The sequence below is a fragment of the Pseudomonas sp. NBRC 111131 genome, from assembly GCF_001320525.1.
Lineage (GTDB): Bacteria > Pseudomonadota > Gammaproteobacteria > Pseudomonadales > Pseudomonadaceae > Aquipseudomonas > Aquipseudomonas ceruminis.
The window spans coordinates 1-15,743 of sequence record NZ_BCBH01000024.1 but is presented as its reverse complement, the minus strand read 5'-3'; the positions used below and the strand labels follow the sequence as shown (position 1 = coordinate 15,743).

Genomic DNA, 15,743 nt, shown 5'->3' with positions numbered 1-15,743 from the left:
GAGGGCCTGCCGCGGTTGATGGCTTTCGCAAAAATCAGGGTTGGATCAGGTCAGGCGGGTATGTTTACACCACCGCCAGGGCGCACTCAGCGCGCCGGGTTGCTACGCGGGTTTCCACCCGGCGCTCGCCACCATTTCCGCCTCGGCGGATGCGCATTGCTTGGTCGTCGCCGAGCATTCCGTGGATGGCCATCAGCAGAGCCAGGGCGGTTGCGGCCGGGCTGATCACGCCACGGCGGAAGGCTTCGGCCACCAGCGCAGCGCGACGAGTGACGCCCCATTTGGTGCCGAGGGCGATCAGGCGCTTCTTGACGCCATCCTCGCTGATCCCCAAGGTCCGAGCAGCCTCTTTCCCCGAAGCACCGCCAGCAATCGCCAGCAGGCATTCAAGTTCGCGCGGGGCTGCGCCATAGCCGAGAAGGCCCTGCCAGTTGCCTACGGTGATTGAGGTTGCTGCTGCGGTCATGGTGGTCGCTCCGTGCTGTTGATGAATCAAATATGATTTAACTCATAAATCAAGTCAAGGAGTTTCCTCATATTTTGCTTTCTGCAGTACTGCCGCTTATTCAAGGGCAAAAAAAATCCGGCCATGAGCCGGATTTTTGTGGTGCGCAGCGATGTGGTCAGATGATAGCCGTGTACCAAAACACCTTGCCGAGCACCTTGAGTTTCCCATCCAGGGCTTCAGTCAAGGAGTAATCCTCATCGGGATGCTCATGCCGGTTATAGCTTCGTAGGCGAGTGCCATAATCAGGCAGGCTATGTAGGAGCTTGACCCGGAGTTGGCCTCGGTGCGCCACGGCATACATCCTGCCGTCATCTGCATCCAATATCTGCGTGTTGATAGCTACTACGCTGCCCGATGGAAGTACAGGCTCCATAGAGTTTCCCCTTACCTCGACGCAGAAAGCGCGGTCTGGCGTGATCCCCTGGCGCGCGAGCACCTCTGCGTCGAATCGCATTTTTCGTGTCTTCGACACTACAAACCCGGGAGGGAGAACCAACCCGCTTCGTAACACCTCGCCTGGTGCATCGCGGTCCTCCTCGATAAACCAGAGAAAGGCCTCCGACTCATCGAGGGGGGATTCCGTATCCCAGGTATTGAAGGGTTTCGTAGCCTTAAAACCTTCCGGTGGTGCGCCACGAAAGACAACATGATCTTCAACCATTGGTCCGGCTCCGGATTCGAGCCAAACAGGACTCACTCCACAGGCATGTGCGATCGACACGGTATGTGATGAGCCTTGGGACTTTCCTCTCTCTAGGTTCGAGATTGAGGTTTGATCGATACCCACCTGGCGCGCCAGCTCTGCCTGCGTGAGGCCTGCTTGCTTGCGAGCTGCTTTCAAACGTTCGCTGTAGTTCATGCCGATATCTTCAGGGGTTTACCCCTATGCTTGCAAATGAGTATTCTCATGTTATAGCCTAGGGGAAAGCTCATAAAAGGTGTTGATTATGGATCCTCGCATCCAGAGGCTCATAAGCCATTTCGGTACTCAACAGAAGGCCGCATTAGCTCTGGGTGTCGATCAGACAACAATCTCGGGCTGGTTGCGCGGCAAGCACTCTATCTCGCCAGCAAACGCACTCCGTGTTCAGGTCGCCACGCGCGGTGCTATCCAGGCGGCAGAGCTTTGTTCTGTTCTGGCACATCTGTCTCCGACCTTGGACCAAACGATACCGGCAACCTGCCACCAACATCAGTCCGCTGTCGGGGCTGTTCATCCATCCAGTACCGGAGGTGCGCAGTGAGTAACGTCATCCACCTCGACTTCGAAGGGCGGCAGGTAGACATCAGCGATGACGGCTGGTTGAACGCCACGAAAATCGCCAAGCAGTTCGGCAAGGAGCCTACCGCCTGGCTTCGCCAAATCGAAACCCTGGAATACCTCTGCATCATGGGAGATGCCCTCGGTGTCAATTCTGTCACCCTGACAGAATTCAATGAAATCAAAGAGTTAGACGCTACAAAGTCTTGGGTTCGCTCCAAGATCCTGGCTCTCACCAAAAGGACTGGCCTCGTGATGACCAAGGCTGGCGGCAGTGGCGGAACATGGCTGCACCCGAAAATCAGGGTTTATTTCGGTCGTTGGATCAGCACCAGGTTCGCTGTTTGGTGCGATACGCGAATTGAGGCTCTGTTGACCGGCGCTCCGTCGAAGCTGGATCGACTCAATCGCGCTTGCAAGATCTTCGACGACCGCGAATCTCTCGCCAGCATCTACGGGCGCGGCCTTTGTGAGTGGAAGCGCGACAAGCCGCTGCTGCTAGGCGACATCGAGCGTGAGCTTGATTCGCTGCAAATGGTGCTCGGTCTGAACAACCCAAATCAACCTCGCCTGAAGGCCTCCTAATGACGGCCTCGGCATCCCAGTTTTTGTTGTCCGGCTAAATCGCAGGCAACAAAAAACCCGCTTCGCAGGCGGGCTTTTTAACCGTCCCTTGCAGGGGACTTTTTGAATCTTCGTTCGAGGAGAACGATATGTCACGCCCAAAAAATAGCAAACCCCGTGTTGCTGTGCAACAACCAAAGGAGAGCCTGAGCGATCTGCGCCATCGCTTCCGCGCCGCCCAAGGCGCTTACGGCATTGCCCGCGTATTGCTGGAAGACCAGGCCCAGCTTGGCGAAATGCTGTTGTCACGCGACCGAGAGAGTTTACTCAGTGCTCTCGAGTTCTGCACCCAGGCGCTCTATGCCCACCACGAGTACGCCTATCACGACGCACTCCAGCATGCCTCAGAGCAAGGCGGTGCCCAATGACTGCTCTCTTGACCCGCACCCAAGGCTTCCTGGTCTCAGGGGTTGCACTACAGGTCAACCACGGCTCCAGCTGCTACGCAGCCATCGAGAGCGCAAGCTCAATGCTTTCGAGCGTGAATGCTTTGCTCGGGGTGCTTGTTGCTGAAGGCCCGGACAACGGAAACGAGATCTATGGCGTTCGGGTGCTGACTCAGCACTGCGAAGCGCTGCTGGATTCAGTGGCTATTTCCATTCGCGAAGCGGAAAACCGCGCCCCACAAAACCCAAACTCACCAGTTCGTGGCGCGGAGGTTACCCAATGACCACTTCAATCAGCGACCTGGGCGAGAAGGTCATGGCTCGCTTGCGCGTTATCGAGCAGCTCTCTGTCGTCCTCATGGAAAACCACTCGTTCAAAGACGACCAACAGCTCGGCTTCGAGCCTCAGTTGGACTTCCATGGCGAATCCGCCATCCATGAGGCCATCTTCATGCTGTCCGAGCAGAGCCGGTACCAGCTTCTGCAACTCGTCAATGAAGCACATGCTGCTGGGGGCGTCCAATGAAGACCCTTCAGAACATTGCCGACGAAGCCTTTGACGACCTGCTGGTGCTGAGAGAGAAGTTCAACGACCTCAAGTACATGCTCCGAGCAGTTCACCAGTTGCTTCCCGAGCACGATACGGCTGGACGGCTGGCGAAATTTGCTGCGATCCATGCGGAGGAGTGGGAAACCCACGTTGAGGAGTGGGGGCGTGCGATGGAGGCAAATCTCAGCGCCCTGGATTCTCAGACGTCCGCCGCGCCACAAAAACCTTCCTCACGGAATCGTGGCGCGGGAGGTGCTGCATGAACCTGATCACCACCACCGCGCTCACCATGCCTACGAACGCCTTGTTCAGGCCAAGCAGTCACGCCGTAGTGCCAAGCGCCGTCTGGATACGGCAGTCCGCCGCCTGTTGATCCTGATCGGCGCCAGCTTCTCCGCGCCGGATGTTGCGCCGAACAAGCGTCCACCGCTGAGAACGGTACGTCGCCACACGATCCACGGGGAGACCCTGCAATGAACAACCCGTCCACCCCCACCCAGGCGCTCCAGCAGCGCTCTGGCGCGTCGATCATCACCGGCCCCTGGCCTGCCTACAGCCAGTTCAAGGGCTTTCCAGAGCGCGAGCGCTGGGGGATTTACGAGCTGGCGAAGGTTGGACGCCAGGCCATGGAAGACCGTGGGGCGAAATTTTCCGAGGACTACGACGCCTTCGTGCGGCGTGTCACAGAGGAGCTTGATCTGTGAGCACAATCCTGATGACTGCCTGCTGGCCGCTCGAAATGAGTGCCGCGCAAAAGTCGGTCCTGATCTCCCTGGCCGACAATGCCAACGACGACGGCGTGTGCTGGCCTTCCATCGCTAGGATCTGCGAGCGCACCTGCCTGAAAGAGCGGGCTGTGCGCAACGCGATCCGTTGGCTGGAAAGTGTCAGCTTGTTGGTGGCAAAAGAGCGGGCTGGGCGGTCGACCTACTACGTCGTAACCCCGGCATCTTATGCCCCCGGCATCTTATGCCCCCGGCATTAAATGCCCCCCTGCACCAGATGCCGGGGACCCCGGCACCACGTGCCCCACACCCCGGCACCAGATGCCGGACACCCCGGCACCAGATGCCCCCAGAACCGTAATAGAACCCAAAGGTGAACCATCAAAGAACCGTAAGAGGGGAAGTGATGGGTTCACGGTTGAGCAGATGCTTGAGTTGGCACCGCCTGACCTGAGTGAGCAAACCGCCCGTGACTACTTCCAGTTCCGGAAGAAGAAGGGACCTCTGAACCTCACCATCTGGAACAACGTTCTGGCTGAGCTTGAGGGGTGCCGAGCAGCTGGGATCAGCCCGGACAAGGCGCTGGCCGAGGCAATGACTGCTGCATGGCAGGGGTTCAAGACCTCCTGGATCGTCGACCGATTGAAGAAGGAGGCTTGGACCTCCGGGACCAGGGGGGCAGGCCAATCGCACCACACCGACCTCGACAAGATTGACCACACCGAAGGGCTTGTACGCCAGCCCAACGGGACTTACCGGGTAGCAAGAAAATGACCACTCCACAGACTTTGGAATTCAAACCTGGCCAGTGCCGTGTGCACGGTGACTTCACTGACGAGCTGATTGAGTCGTTCTCGGGCGAACACTTCTGGCAGGGATGCAAGCGCTGCCAGTTCGACGCGCTGCATTCTGCTGACGAGGCCGTCCGTAGGGCGGCACAGGCTACCCGGCATGAACGGGCGTTGAACGTCGCCCTGATGGCGTCTGACATCCCACCTCGTTTCCGGGAGTCCACCCTGGACACCTACCGCACCGAAACCGAAGGGCAGGCCGTGGCGCTGACCGAGTGCAGCGATTACGTGCGCGAGTTCGAGCCCAATTGGGACGTTGGCCGTTCGATGATGCTGCTGGGGGACGTGGGCACCGGGAAGACACACCTGGGATGCTCCATCGCCCAGCAGGTGATCCGCGAATTCGGGGCTGCAGCCCGATACACCATGGCGATCGATATCATCCGCGACATCAAGATGACCTTCGACAAGAAGTCTGAGCAGACTGAGCGCGATGTCTACGCCGCACTGCTGAAGCCAGACTTGCTGGTGATCGATGAGGTTGGCGTTCAGCACGGCAGCGACTTCGAGCGGCAGGTGCTGTTCGAAGTGATCGATTTGCGGTACCGGAATCTCATGCCGACCATCGTGATCTCCAACCTGGCCCTGGCCGGCCTGCGCAAGTGCCTGGGAGATCGTGCTGTTGATCGACTGACCGATGCTGGCGGGAGCGCCGTCCTGTTCACCTGGTCCTCGGCGCGAGGTGACGCATGACTGATGAACTGGTAATGGGCTACCCAGAGGCCGAGCACGGCGTGCTGGGGGCAGTCATGCTCGCGTCGCTGGATGGCAATGCCTCGCTGGTGGATGACATCATGGGGCAGATGACCAGCGGCGACTTCCTCTACGACGACCACGCGGCCCTGTTCGACGTGATCCGTGATTGCCTTGAGCGTGGCCTACCTGTCGATCCTGTAACGGTGGGAGATACACAGCGCGCCCTGCCAAGCGGCAAGGCCACCCTGGGCTTCGCGGCGGACTTGTGCCGAAATGTGCCCTCGGTGGCGAACGTCATGGCCTACGCAAAGCAGGTCAAGCAGTGGGCGGTAATCCGCCAGGTGGTCGACCTTGGCCATTCTGCGAAGGCTGCCGTTGCAAGTGGCCTGGTGCCAGACGAGATCATTGCCCAGGCCCAGCAGTCCATCGCTGACTTGCGCGACCTTCAGGGCTCCGAGAAGGCCGGGTACAAGCGCATGGCCGAGGTGCTGCCGAAGGTGTTCGACGGGATGCAGGAGGTGCTGGACGACCGAGCGCCGCCGAAGCTTTCCACCGGACTGGCCGACCTGGATAAGCTGATCGGTTTCCTGCGCCCCAAGAGCATGGTGGTGATCGCCGGGCGACCAGGCAGTGGCAAGACCATGCTCGGCCTGCAGATCGTTAACCACATCGCCATCCGTGGCGCCGGGGTTGGCCTGATCTTCAGCTTGGAGATGGACGAGAAGGAACTGACCGTCCGCACCATCGCCTCACAGGGTGGTATCGACCTGCGCCGCATGGAGGAGGTCAAGAGCCTCGATGAGGACGAGTGGCAGAGGATCGGCACGGCCGGTAACTTCGAGGGCTACGCCGCGGTATTCAACAACGTGGACTTGGGCGACGACGTGATCGTGCCAGGGGCCTTCACCCGGGTGAAGGCAACCCGTAACGGCAAGCTCAAGCTGGCTCTGTATCACGACCTGACCCGCCTGGTGGGCGCCGCCGATTACAGCCAGGACGACCATGGCCTGCTGGTGAAGGGTCAGGTCAACCTCAACGTGAGCTACGCGCGCGACGCCTACGAGCTCATGAAAGCTGAAGTCCTCGACAGCATGTCGATCGGCTTCAACACCATCAAGGCAGATTTCGAGGAGCGCGCCGGCCGGCGGGTGCGCGTCATCAAGGAGGCCGAACTGTGGGAAGCCTCCTTTGTCCCTTTCGGCATGAACCCCGAGGCGCACGTCCTCAGCGTTAAATCGGACATCAGGCTTTTCGAGAAGGCCCTGCGCGAACGCATGGGCCTCTCGCAGAAGGAAGCGGCTGCGGTCGCTTCGCTCGGCTACACCGCGCTCCGCCGTGACGGCGGAAGCGAGGCCACGGCGATCGTGGATGAGCTGAAAGAAATTCCCAACTTGTTCACCCAATATTTCGGAGTATCGCCATGAGCGAAGTGAAAGAACTGAAGGATTCCATCGAGCTGCAACTGAAGAGTGGCTTCGGCGAGTTGCAGAAGAAGTACGATGCGGCCATGGATGAAATGCAGAAGGGTAACCAGGTAACTGGCGACCTGAAGAAGCAGATCGAAGACCAAAAGGGCGAGCTGCAGAAGGTCATCGACCAGGTCGTGGATCTGGAGCAGAAGGGCGTCAAGCTGCGTGGCCAGCCCAGCGAGGGCAAGAGCTTCATCGACCTGATCAAGGGCGACGACGGCTACAAAGCGCTCAGCCAGAAAAGCGCCGCGCTGGCACAGCTCGAAGTCACCAAGTCCGACATGGCCAGCATGAAGGAAATGAAGGTGACCAGCGCTGGTATCGTTGCTCCCGTCTACGATCCGGTGATTCAGCCTGGCATTCGCCAGGAGCTGCGTATCCGCGATCTTCTCACCTCCGTCCCGGTCGCTGGCCAGAACTACACCTACTTCCGCGAGAAGCTGCACACCCGTGGCGCTGCGCCGGTGGCGGAGGGCGGCCTGAAGCCAACCAGCAACGTCACCTTCGAGACTGTAACTGACCGCGTGAAGAAAATTGCGGTCTGGATGCCGGTGACCGACGAAGCACTGGACGACGTTCCGCAGATGTTCGCCTACCTGCAGCAGCTGCTGCGCTATGACCTGAAGCTTGAGGAGGAGGCGCAGATTCTCAAGGGTGACGGTACCGGCGAGAACCTGCCAGGCCTGATGACCCAGGCGACCACCTATGACGCAGCCCTCAGCAAAGCCGGCGATACCGCCATCGACTTGGTCCGCCGTGCCATCTACCAGGTGCGTAAGCAGTCGCAGATGTCCGCTGACGGCACCGTGATGACTGAACTGGACTGGATGAACATCGAACTGCAGAAGGACGGCGAGAACCGCTACCTGTTTGCCAACCTGCAGGGCCTGGTCACTCCTATCCTGTGGGGCCGTCCGGTAATCACCTCCGACAGCATGGACGAGGGCGACGGCACCACCGGTGGCGAGTTCTTGGTGGCGAACTTCGCTCGCTCCACCACGCTGTTCGACCGTATGTCGTTCATGTTCAAGATGGGCCTGATCAACGATCAGTTCATCAAGAACGAACGTGCGCTGCTGGTCGAGGAGCGCCTGGGCCTGGGCGTGCGCCGCAAGGAAGCCCTGGTGAAAGGTCGCTTCCTGACCGCCTAACCCCACCGAAGGCCGGCACATTGCCGGCCTCTTAATTTCTGGAGGCAGCATGAAAATCAAGATTCTGTGGGGCTTTGTCGGAAACGGCGCGCTACTGGGTGCCACCTCGAACAAGGTCAAGGCCGGCGAAACCTTCGATGATGCCGACGACGAGTACGCCTACACCCTGATCGGCAAAGGTTTGGCAGTAGAACTCGACGCCAACGGCAAGCCTCGCCTGGCAAAGCCGAAGGAAACTAAGCCCGCGGCGTCGAAGGAGGACAAGTCCGCTGCTGACAAGGCCGCAGCGGAGAAGGCAGCCGCCGAAAAAGCAGCTGCTGATAAGGCTGCAGCCGACAAAGCAGCCGCTGACAAGGCCGCTGCTGACAAAGCCGCTGCCGAGGCCAAGTAAATGCTGGACCTGGCCACCGTGAAGCTGCACCTGCGGGTCGATGGTGACGATGAAGACCTGCTGATCGGCGGTTATGTCGAAGCCGCCAAGGCGCACGTCGAGCAGCACTGCGACCGGAAGCTGGTCGACGGCGACCCCGTTGAACCGGAGCAAATGGGCCTGACCCGAGATGTCGAGCAGGCGATCCTGCTGCTGGTCGGGCACTGGTACGCCAACCGTGAGGCCGTGGCCGTTGGCACAATCGCCACGGCCATGCCGCTCGCAGTCGAAAGGCTGCTCTGGTACAGGAAGCGCTTCTGATGAGAGCCGGTCCTTTGCGGCACCGCTGCCGCCTGAGCAAGTACGAGCGCGTGCAGAACGACACCGGCGGCTATGACCAGGAATGGGTGCCGGCCGGTGAGCTCTGGACGGAGATCACCATTCCTACGGGTCGCACTCAGCCGGTGGCTGAGCGCCTGGAGGCGACCGTCAGTGCCGAAATCCGCATCAGACCGCGATCTGACATTGCTGGCCGCGTGCGCAAGTACAAGGGTACCGCCGACGCTGGCGACCTGACTCTGACCGTTGGCCTCGACAACGGCGATGCGGGCCAGAATGCGGTGAAGACCGCCCACAAGGACCGCAGCAAGGGCGACTACAACATCAAGATCACTCTCAACGATGGTGACCCTGGCGCTACCCCTGCGCTCAATCCGACCACTTTCTACATGCGCGGCAAGGTGATGAACAACACCGTCGCACCAGGTGCTGCCGACAACGTCGTGCGCCGCAACATCACCATCGGCATCAACTCCGACATTCTGGAGCTGGTGCCGGCGCCCGCAGCCTAATAGGGAATCGCCATGAGCAAGACGTTGCACGGTACCGTTGAGGTCAAGGTTGGTGAGCGCACCCTGGTGCTGAAGCCAACTCTCAAGGCCGTACGCTTCATCGAGAGCCGCTTCGGCGGCCTGCGTGCGGCCTCGCATGGCCTGCACGCGGTCAGCGTAGATGCAGTGACGCTCGTGATCGCAGCGGGAGCGGGGATAGAGGAGGAGGATATCGATCTGCTGACCGAAGAGGTTTGGCAGCATGGTGTTTCTCACCTCACGCTTGCCGCCACCAAGTTCCTGGGAGCGCTCTACAACCCACGGGGCGGTGAGCCGGGAAAGCCGCAAGAGCCGAAGGAGTCAGCGCCGTAGAGGATGGCAGCTACGTCGACCGGATGTATTCGGTCGCCGTAGGCTGGCTTGGCTGGGCTCCGGATGTGGCGTGGAGCACGCCGCTTCCTGAGCTGTTCCTGGCCATGGATGCGCGGGTGGAGTGGGCGCGGATGACCAACCCCTTCGGCTCAGGGAAGAAGCAGGGGGCGAAGGAGACCGGGCTCTCTCGAGCCATGAAGTACCAGGCCGACCTAGAGCGCCAGTTGGCGATTGCCCAGCAGCAGGGAGACGCCGCAGCGGCAGCGATCGGGATGGGCGACAAACGAGCAGGCCGTGCTCAGTCTCGCCTGGCGCTCGAGCAGGAGAACAACAACAAGATCCTGGCCCTGCGCGACGAGCTGGCCACCGCTTCGAACGAGAAGCAGCGTCAGGAACTCGAAAAGCAGATCGCCCTGAGGCAGGAGTACGGCGCCAAGCTTGTGCAGGTGCAGGAGGACACTTTCAACAAGATCGATGCTGCCCAATCTGACTGGAGCAATGGCGCATCGGCTGCCTTCGAGAACTACCTCGACGGCGCCTCCGATGTGGCTGGCCAGACGCAGGAGTTGTTCACCAATGCATTCGGCAACCTGGAGGATGGGGTTGTCCAGTTCGTGAAGACCGGTAAGTTCCAGTTCAAGGATTTCGCCGACGCGATCATCGAGGACTTGATCCGCATTCAGGTTCGCCAGGCGGCTGCAGGGTTCCTCAGTACGGCGTTCGGTTTCCTGGGTGGCGGTGGCTCGTCCTTGGGGCAGGGCACCATGACAGGATTCAGCGAGGGCTCGTTTGTAGCCAATGCCAAGGGCGGCGTCTATGACTCGCCGAGCCTCTCTTCCTTCTCGAACCAGGTGCACGATTCGCCGCAGATGTTCGCTTTCGCCAAGGGCGCGGGCATCTTCGCCGAGGCTGGGCCGGAGGCGATCATGCCGTTGGCGCGCGGCCCGGATGGCTCCCTTGGCGTTGTGGCGATGGGGGCGAGCGGAGACGGTGGCGATCAAGCCCCCATCACCATGGGTAACATCACCCAGCATTTCCACTTCAACGGCAGCCCTGATGGTGTAACCAAGGAAGATCTGGCCAGGACAGCGCGCCAGGGAGCGAATGATGCGTACCAAATGATGCTCCGAGACTTCAAAACTAACGGTGCCGGCCGGCAGTTGCTGAACAAGCGATAAGGCCGCACTCACAGCACGCAACCCGTTTCGGCGGGTTTTTTATTGGAGCTGCCAAATGGCGGAAGCATGGCCCGAAGACTTGGAGCCCACTGACATGACCTGGGGTGTGGTCTACAACAACCGGGCTTTCACCTCCTCACTTAGCAACGCGCAGCAGATTACGTCGCACCCCGGCGCGTACTGGACCTGCACTCTAAATTTCGGCGTGCTCTACGAGGAGGATGAGCGCGAGCTGACCTCGCTGTTGGGGCGGCTGCAGGGCATGTTCGGGACGGTGAACATACCTTCCATCACCAGGATTAGGACTGACAACATCGGGGCTCCGGTGGTGGCCTCTGCAGTTGCACAGTCAACGCAGATTCAGCTACGCAACATGACGCCGAGTGTCAGGGTGTTCAGTCGCGGTGATCACATCACCATTCTCGGCGAAATGTTCGAAGTGGTTGAGCACGTCAATACCGACACCTCTGGACTGGCAACTATCCAGGTCAACAAGCGTGTCCGCAAGGCCATTGCGGCCGGCACCGCCGTCGAGTACCGAAACCCCTACTGCGAGATGCGTCGGGTGGATGACACCAACGAGTGGAGCGTTCAGCCGGTGGTTTCTAATGGCAGCTATCAGTTCAGGGAGGCCTTCTGATGCCCTCATCGTTCCCTTTCAGCCAGAGTGTGGTGGATATCATCGCCCGCGGCCGCTTCATGACGGTGTACGCCTGTCAACTCGACTTCGCAGACGGACCTGTATACGCACACACAGGTACTGGTGATCTGGTTATCGACGGCATCACCTACTTGGGTGTGGGCCAGTTCGGCGAGGTTGGGCAGTCGCAGGAGAGCGACAACTCCAACTCGCCCATGTCTGTGGAGCTGAGCCTGAACGGCCTCGACGCTTACATCATCACCGAGACCAACATCCGGGGGTGCCGCGGCCGCACGGGCAAGCTGCTTTTCGTAGTCTTTGACGAGGCCGGCAACTATGCCGTCGACATCCTCTTTTCGGGCCGGATGGACGCAGCCACCTTTTCCTACGCCGGCAATGGCGAAGACGGCAACAAGATCACCGTGCCGATCGTCGATCGTATGGCTGAGTGGAGCCGCACCGGCACCGAGCGCTTCACTGACGAGAACCACCGAGCCCGGCACCAGGGCGATCGCTTCTTCTACGCGGTCGCCCAACTGTCCGAGTGGCCGATCTACTGGGGCTCCAGCAAGGACGCCCCGACCTTTGCTTATGAGAAATAACCATGCGCCACAGAGATTGGACGATACGTCTCAGTGAAGTGATCAAGGCCGCGAAAGAGCGGCCTTTTTCATGGGGTGAATTTGACTGCTGCCTGTTCGCTGCTGACTGCTCTGTAGCGGTTTGCGGCATAGACCCAGCCCAAGCATATCGGGGCACTTACAAGACTGAGGCAGGCGCTAAGCGAGCGTTAAAGAAGATCCACGGCAGCCTTGAGGCGGCCTGGGACGCCTGTTTTGTACGGGTCACCCCGGCATTTATACAGCGTGGCGATGTTGCCATGTACCAAGCCCCGGGTGGCAAGTCCATGGCGGTCTTCTGGGCAAACGAGTTCTGGGCAACGACTGAGGACGGCGTGCACCGCGTGGTGTGCGAGCCGCTAGCGGTTTGGAGGGTTGAATAGATGAGCGGTGGCGTAAAGAAACTGGCCCAGGTCGCCGTCGGCGCCGTAATTGGGTTTGTTCAGGGCGGCCCGGTAGGCGCTGTGATCGGTGCGGGCCTTGCATTCTATGCCGCTGAACAGCAGGAAAAGCTCAACACCAAGTCGCCGCTGCGGGACAATGAGCCCTCGGCACAGACCGTTCGTTCGTCCAAGGCCCCGGTACGGTTCATCTTGGGTCGAGTGAGCACTGGTGGCGTGCTGGTATGGGCTCAGGAAGAGCAAGGCTCACAGACGACCGGCGAATGGTTGCACCTGGTGTATGTACTCTGCGAAGGCGCCATTGATGAGCTTGAGTATATTTTTCTCGGTGAGGAGCTCATTGGCAGCTATGGGGAAGATGCTTCGTATGAACTGGTCGTCAATCCGACCCAGGTAAACGCCTTCCTTAAAGAAAACTGCCCAGACTGGAAAGACACACAGATTGGGTTGGGGCTTTCGTACGTCCGGATTTCGCTGCGTTACAGTGCGGAAAAATTCCCGTCCGGCATACCCGATGCCCGCTTCGTCGTGCGTGGGCGCAACGACATCTACGATCCTCGGACTGGCACATCCGGATGGACTGACAATACTGCGCTGCACTTGCTGTGGTTTCTTCGCGTCCGGTGCGGCGTGCCTGATGATGAGATCGTGTTCGAGACATTCGCCAGCGGGGCGAACGTCTGCAACGAGTCGGTGCGCAACCCCGACGGAACCTCCAGCCCTCGTTACCGGAGCGGCTGCGTTATCGGCGCCGATGAGCAGCGCACCAATGTCCTGCAAAAGCTCGAGGCGGCGTGTGCCGGCAAGTTGATCAGAGTAGGCGGTCGCTGGATGTTTCAGGCCGGAGCCTACTATGGGCCCTATGACTTCGAAATCACCGAAGACATGGTGATCGGTACCATCACCGGCAACACCGAGTCGACCAACGACGCTGCGATCAACACCGTTCGCGGCACCTTCATTGATCCATTGCAGTCTTGGACCGAAACCGACTATCCGGAAGTTTCGGTTGCGGAATGGGTTGCAGAAGACGGAGGAGAGGCAGCAGAGACACTGACCTTCCCCTACGTCAGCGACCCATACCAGGCTCAACGCTTGGCGAACATTGAGCTTCGCCGACGCCGGTCTGGTGGTGCGCTCAACATTCCTCTCAATTTGCTGGGCTATAACTGCAGGCCAGGTCGGGCTGTGCGCGTCAACCTTCCATCGTTGAATATCCTCGGGGAGTTCATGGTTACCAACTGGTCCATGGGCACCAGTGAGGGTTGCACTGCGTCACTACTGGCCTATGAGCCAGCCATCTTCGATGACGCCGTCGGCAAGCCCTACAATCCCATCGGCTTCATCAAATTACCCGCTGGTGGGCTCGGGAGCCCGACCAACCTGCGTTGGGACGTGGAGGACACGGCAGAGATCAGTCAGGGTGTGTTGAGCTGGGACCGACCCGCAGGCATCGTCTCAGGCTTTGCTGTGACTGTAAGGCAGGGAGGCACTGCGGTGCAGGCTCTGCAAGTACCAGAAGCGACAACTCGTATTCCGGTCTCCGGGCTGACTTCTGGCAGCTACACCATGGGCGTGGCTGCGCTGGGGCCTTTGGCCCGTTCAGGCGAGGCAACCATCACCGTTGATGTCAATGGCCCGCCCATGCCGGAAACTTGCGCTGTACAGGCTACGATCGACACGATCACGTTGATTCCCGGGAACACGCTGCACGGCCTAAACGGCGGTACCTACGAGTATTTTTGGTCGCCTGATCCAGCTGCTTCGCAGGGCGAGTTCCTTGGGCGTGGGCTGACCATCACCCACACCGGGCTGTCGTTCGCCAAGAGCTATGCCTATTTCATCCGATCGAAAAATGCCTACGGCGTGAGCGCCTTCCTCAAGGTAGTAGCGGCTACCTCGATGGACGTAGGGGCTATCCTGGAAGGAATAAAGGAGAAGATCACCGAGAGCGAGTTGGGCAAGGAACTGACCAGCCGTATCGACCTGATCGACATGAACGGCCCTGGCTCGGTGAACGAGCGCCTGGGCGAGGTGCGCAGCGAGCTGAACGAGCAGATTGTCGAGGTCAACAACTCGGTCAATCAGGTGCAGAGCGATCTGCAGGAACAGATCGACAACATCGCCGACCTGGCCGACTCGATGCCCTACAAGCCAGACCAGGCCTACACCGCTGGTCAAAGCGTGCTGGGCGAGAACGGCAAGCTGTACCAGGCGAAGGTCGCTGTGCCCACCGCCAATCCGCCGCCGAACGACAACTACTGGACCGACATCGGCCAGGCGGTGCAAACGGCAAATGGCATGGCCGCCCGCGTGCAGACCGTGGAAACCAAGGTGCAGACCCTTGAAGGCACCTCGACGGCCCAGGCCCAGCAGATCACCGGCCTGCAGTCGGGCCTGACCACCACCAATGGAAATGTCGCTGCAGCACAGCAGGCCGCCCAGGACGCGGCAACGCTGGCCGGCGGCAAGGGCAAGGTCATGGTGCAGTCGGCTGCGCCGGCAGTGGCGGATCGCCTGCCACAGAACCTGTGGATCGACACCACGGGCAACGCGAACACGCCCAAGCGCTGGAGCGGTACCGCCTGGGTCGCCGTGACCGACAAGGTGGCCACCGATGCAGCTGCTGCTGCGGCCAACGCCCTTTCGGTAGCCCAGACCAAGGCCGATGCCACCGTGGTGCAGAGCCTGACCACCCGGGTAACGGATGCCGAGGGCAAACTGACCAGCCAGGGCCAGTCCATCACTGGCCTACAGGGCAGCCTGACCACGACCAATCAGAACGTCACCGCAGCACAGCAGGCGGCCCAGGCTGCTGCTGACGCCGCCGGCGCCAAGGGCAAGGTGCTGTACCAGTCGACCGCGCCGGCAGTGGCTGACCGGTTGAGCCAGAACCTTTGGATCGACACGACCAGCAATGCCAACACGCCAAAGCGCTGGAACGGTAGCGCCTGGGTGGCTGTGACGGACAAGGTGGCAACGGACGCCGCTGCAGCTGCTCAGTCCGCTCTGAACCAGGTTGCAATGAAGGCGGACGCGTCGACGGTCCAGGCGCTGACCAACGAGGTTACCCGGCAAGGCCAGGACATCACGGCGGCCGGCCAGGCCATC

The 15,743-nt window shown here is 60.2% G+C and carries 24 protein-coding genes and 1 pseudogene; 23 read left to right on the top strand and 2 right to left on the bottom strand.

Going from position 1 to position 15,743, the window contains the following annotated elements; genetic code table 11:
• Positions 1 to 64: 64 nt before the first annotated feature.
• On the bottom strand, positions 65 to 466 hold the full coding sequence (locus tag APH34_RS19880) for a LuxR C-terminal-related transcriptional regulator (protein ID WP_054902601.1): 402 nt from the start codon (positions 464 to 466) through the stop codon (positions 65 to 67).
• A 157-nt stretch (positions 467 to 623) separates the two neighbouring features.
• Positions 624 to 1,367, bottom strand: coding sequence for a helix-turn-helix transcriptional regulator (locus tag APH34_RS19875; protein WP_082422848.1), 744 nt, complete (start codon positions 1,365 to 1,367; stop codon positions 624 to 626).
• An 88-nt stretch (positions 1,368 to 1,455) separates the two neighbouring features.
• On the opposite strand from APH34_RS19875, the gene APH34_RS28830 reads away from it, so the two are divergent.
• From APH34_RS28830 to APH34_RS30005, 23 genes and pseudogenes are all read left to right on the top strand, one after another.
• A complete protein-coding gene (locus APH34_RS28830) occupies positions 1,456 to 1,752 on the top strand; it encodes a Cro/CI family transcriptional regulator (protein ID WP_082422847.1) in 297 nt (98 codons plus the stop codon).
• Positions 1,749 to 2,354 (top strand): KilA-N domain-containing protein, encoded by a 606-nt coding sequence (locus tag APH34_RS19870; RefSeq protein WP_054902599.1) that lies wholly within the window; start codon positions 1,749 to 1,751, stop codon positions 2,352 to 2,354. Before APH34_RS28830 ends, APH34_RS19870 begins: the two co-directional genes overlap by 4 nt.
• A gap of 128 nt (positions 2,355 to 2,482) precedes the next feature.
• The gene (locus tag APH34_RS19865; RefSeq protein WP_054902598.1) at positions 2,483 to 2,761 is read left to right on the top strand and encodes a hypothetical protein; all 279 of its coding nucleotides are present in this window, start codon (positions 2,483 to 2,485) and stop codon (positions 2,759 to 2,761) included.
• Positions 2,758 to 3,063: a hypothetical protein gene (locus tag APH34_RS19860; RefSeq protein WP_054902597.1), complete on the top strand. Its 306-nt coding sequence runs from the start codon at positions 2,758 to 2,760 to the stop codon at positions 3,061 to 3,063. The genes APH34_RS19865 and APH34_RS19860 overlap by 4 nt, the downstream gene beginning before the upstream one ends.
• On the top strand, positions 3,060 to 3,305 hold the full coding sequence (locus tag APH34_RS19855; protein WP_054902596.1) for a hypothetical protein: 246 nt from the start codon (positions 3,060 to 3,062) through the stop codon (positions 3,303 to 3,305). Before APH34_RS19860 ends, APH34_RS19855 begins: the two co-directional genes overlap by 4 nt.
• On the top strand, positions 3,302 to 3,592 hold the full coding sequence (locus APH34_RS19850) for a hypothetical protein (RefSeq protein ID WP_054902595.1): 291 nt from the start codon (positions 3,302 to 3,304) through the stop codon (positions 3,590 to 3,592). The genes APH34_RS19855 and APH34_RS19850 overlap by 4 nt, the downstream gene beginning before the upstream one ends.
• Entirely contained in the window at positions 3,582 to 3,806 is a 225-nt protein-coding gene (locus tag APH34_RS19845; RefSeq protein ID WP_054902594.1) for a hypothetical protein, read from the top strand. The genes APH34_RS19850 and APH34_RS19845 overlap by 11 nt, the downstream gene beginning before the upstream one ends.
• The gene (locus APH34_RS19840) at positions 3,803 to 4,033 is read left to right on the top strand and encodes a hypothetical protein (RefSeq protein ID WP_054902593.1); all 231 of its coding nucleotides are present in this window, start codon (positions 3,803 to 3,805) and stop codon (positions 4,031 to 4,033) included. The genes APH34_RS19845 and APH34_RS19840 overlap by 4 nt, the downstream gene beginning before the upstream one ends.
• Entirely contained in the window at positions 4,030 to 4,314 is a 285-nt protein-coding gene (locus APH34_RS30035; protein ID WP_256215761.1) for a helix-turn-helix domain-containing protein, read from the top strand. The genes APH34_RS19840 and APH34_RS30035 overlap by 4 nt, the downstream gene beginning before the upstream one ends.
• A 166-nt stretch (positions 4,315 to 4,480) precedes the next feature.
• On the top strand, positions 4,481 to 4,828 hold the full coding sequence (locus tag APH34_RS30030) for a hypothetical protein (RefSeq protein WP_256215760.1): 348 nt from the start codon (positions 4,481 to 4,483) through the stop codon (positions 4,826 to 4,828).
• Positions 4,825 to 5,598 (top strand): ATP-binding protein, encoded by a 774-nt coding sequence (locus APH34_RS19830; protein WP_054902592.1) that lies wholly within the window; start codon positions 4,825 to 4,827, stop codon positions 5,596 to 5,598. Before APH34_RS30030 ends, APH34_RS19830 begins: the two co-directional genes overlap by 4 nt.
• A pseudogene (locus tag APH34_RS30025) lies at positions 5,595 to 5,912 on the top strand (DnaB-like helicase N-terminal domain-containing protein); the annotation flags it as partial. The gene APH34_RS19830 and the pseudogene APH34_RS30025, both read left to right, overlap by 4 nt.
• A complete protein-coding gene (locus tag APH34_RS30020; RefSeq protein WP_371263315.1) occupies positions 5,898 to 7,025 on the top strand; it encodes an HK97 family phage prohead protease in 1,128 nt (375 codons plus the stop codon). The pseudogene APH34_RS30025 and the gene APH34_RS30020, both read left to right, overlap by 15 nt.
• The gene (locus tag APH34_RS19815) at positions 7,022 to 8,221 is read left to right on the top strand and encodes a phage major capsid protein (RefSeq protein WP_054902591.1); all 1,200 of its coding nucleotides are present in this window, start codon (positions 7,022 to 7,024) and stop codon (positions 8,219 to 8,221) included. Before APH34_RS30020 ends, APH34_RS19815 begins: the two co-directional genes overlap by 4 nt.
• A gap of 49 nt (positions 8,222 to 8,270) precedes the next feature.
• Positions 8,271 to 8,612: a hypothetical protein gene (locus APH34_RS19810; protein WP_054902590.1), complete on the top strand. Its 342-nt coding sequence runs from the start codon at positions 8,271 to 8,273 to the stop codon at positions 8,610 to 8,612.
• Positions 8,613 to 8,912 carry a head-tail connector protein gene (locus APH34_RS19805; protein ID WP_054902589.1) on the top strand — a complete coding sequence of 100 codons (300 nt, stop codon included), beginning with the start codon at positions 8,613 to 8,615 and terminating at the stop codon, positions 8,910 to 8,912. It abuts the gene before it with no gap.
• Complete coding sequence (locus APH34_RS30015; RefSeq protein WP_082422845.1) at positions 8,912 to 9,442, top strand: head-tail adaptor protein; 531 nt, start codon at positions 8,912 to 8,914, stop codon at positions 9,440 to 9,442. Before APH34_RS19805 ends, APH34_RS30015 begins: the two co-directional genes overlap by 1 nt.
• Positions 9,443 to 9,454: 12 nt before the next feature.
• A complete protein-coding gene (locus APH34_RS19795; protein WP_054902588.1) occupies positions 9,455 to 9,793 on the top strand; it encodes a hypothetical protein in 339 nt (112 codons plus the stop codon).
• 23 nt (positions 9,794 to 9,816) lie between these two features.
• On the top strand, positions 9,817 to 10,971 hold the full coding sequence (locus APH34_RS19790) for a phage tail tape measure protein (protein ID WP_082422844.1): 1,155 nt from the start codon (positions 9,817 to 9,819) through the stop codon (positions 10,969 to 10,971).
• 55 nt (positions 10,972 to 11,026) lie between these two features.
• Complete coding sequence (locus tag APH34_RS19785; protein WP_054902586.1) at positions 11,027 to 11,611, top strand: hypothetical protein; 585 nt, start codon at positions 11,027 to 11,029, stop codon at positions 11,609 to 11,611.
• Positions 11,611 to 12,213 (top strand): hypothetical protein, encoded by a 603-nt coding sequence (locus APH34_RS19780; protein ID WP_054902585.1) that lies wholly within the window; start codon positions 11,611 to 11,613, stop codon positions 12,211 to 12,213. Before APH34_RS19785 ends, APH34_RS19780 begins: the two co-directional genes overlap by 1 nt.
• A gap of 2 nt (positions 12,214 to 12,215) precedes the next feature.
• Positions 12,216 to 12,614, top strand: coding sequence for a hypothetical protein (locus tag APH34_RS30010; RefSeq protein WP_054902584.1), 399 nt, complete (start codon positions 12,216 to 12,218; stop codon positions 12,612 to 12,614).
• Positions 12,615 to 15,743 (top strand): hypothetical protein (locus tag APH34_RS30005; protein WP_054902583.1); only part of this gene is annotated, 3,129 nt, incomplete at its 3' end.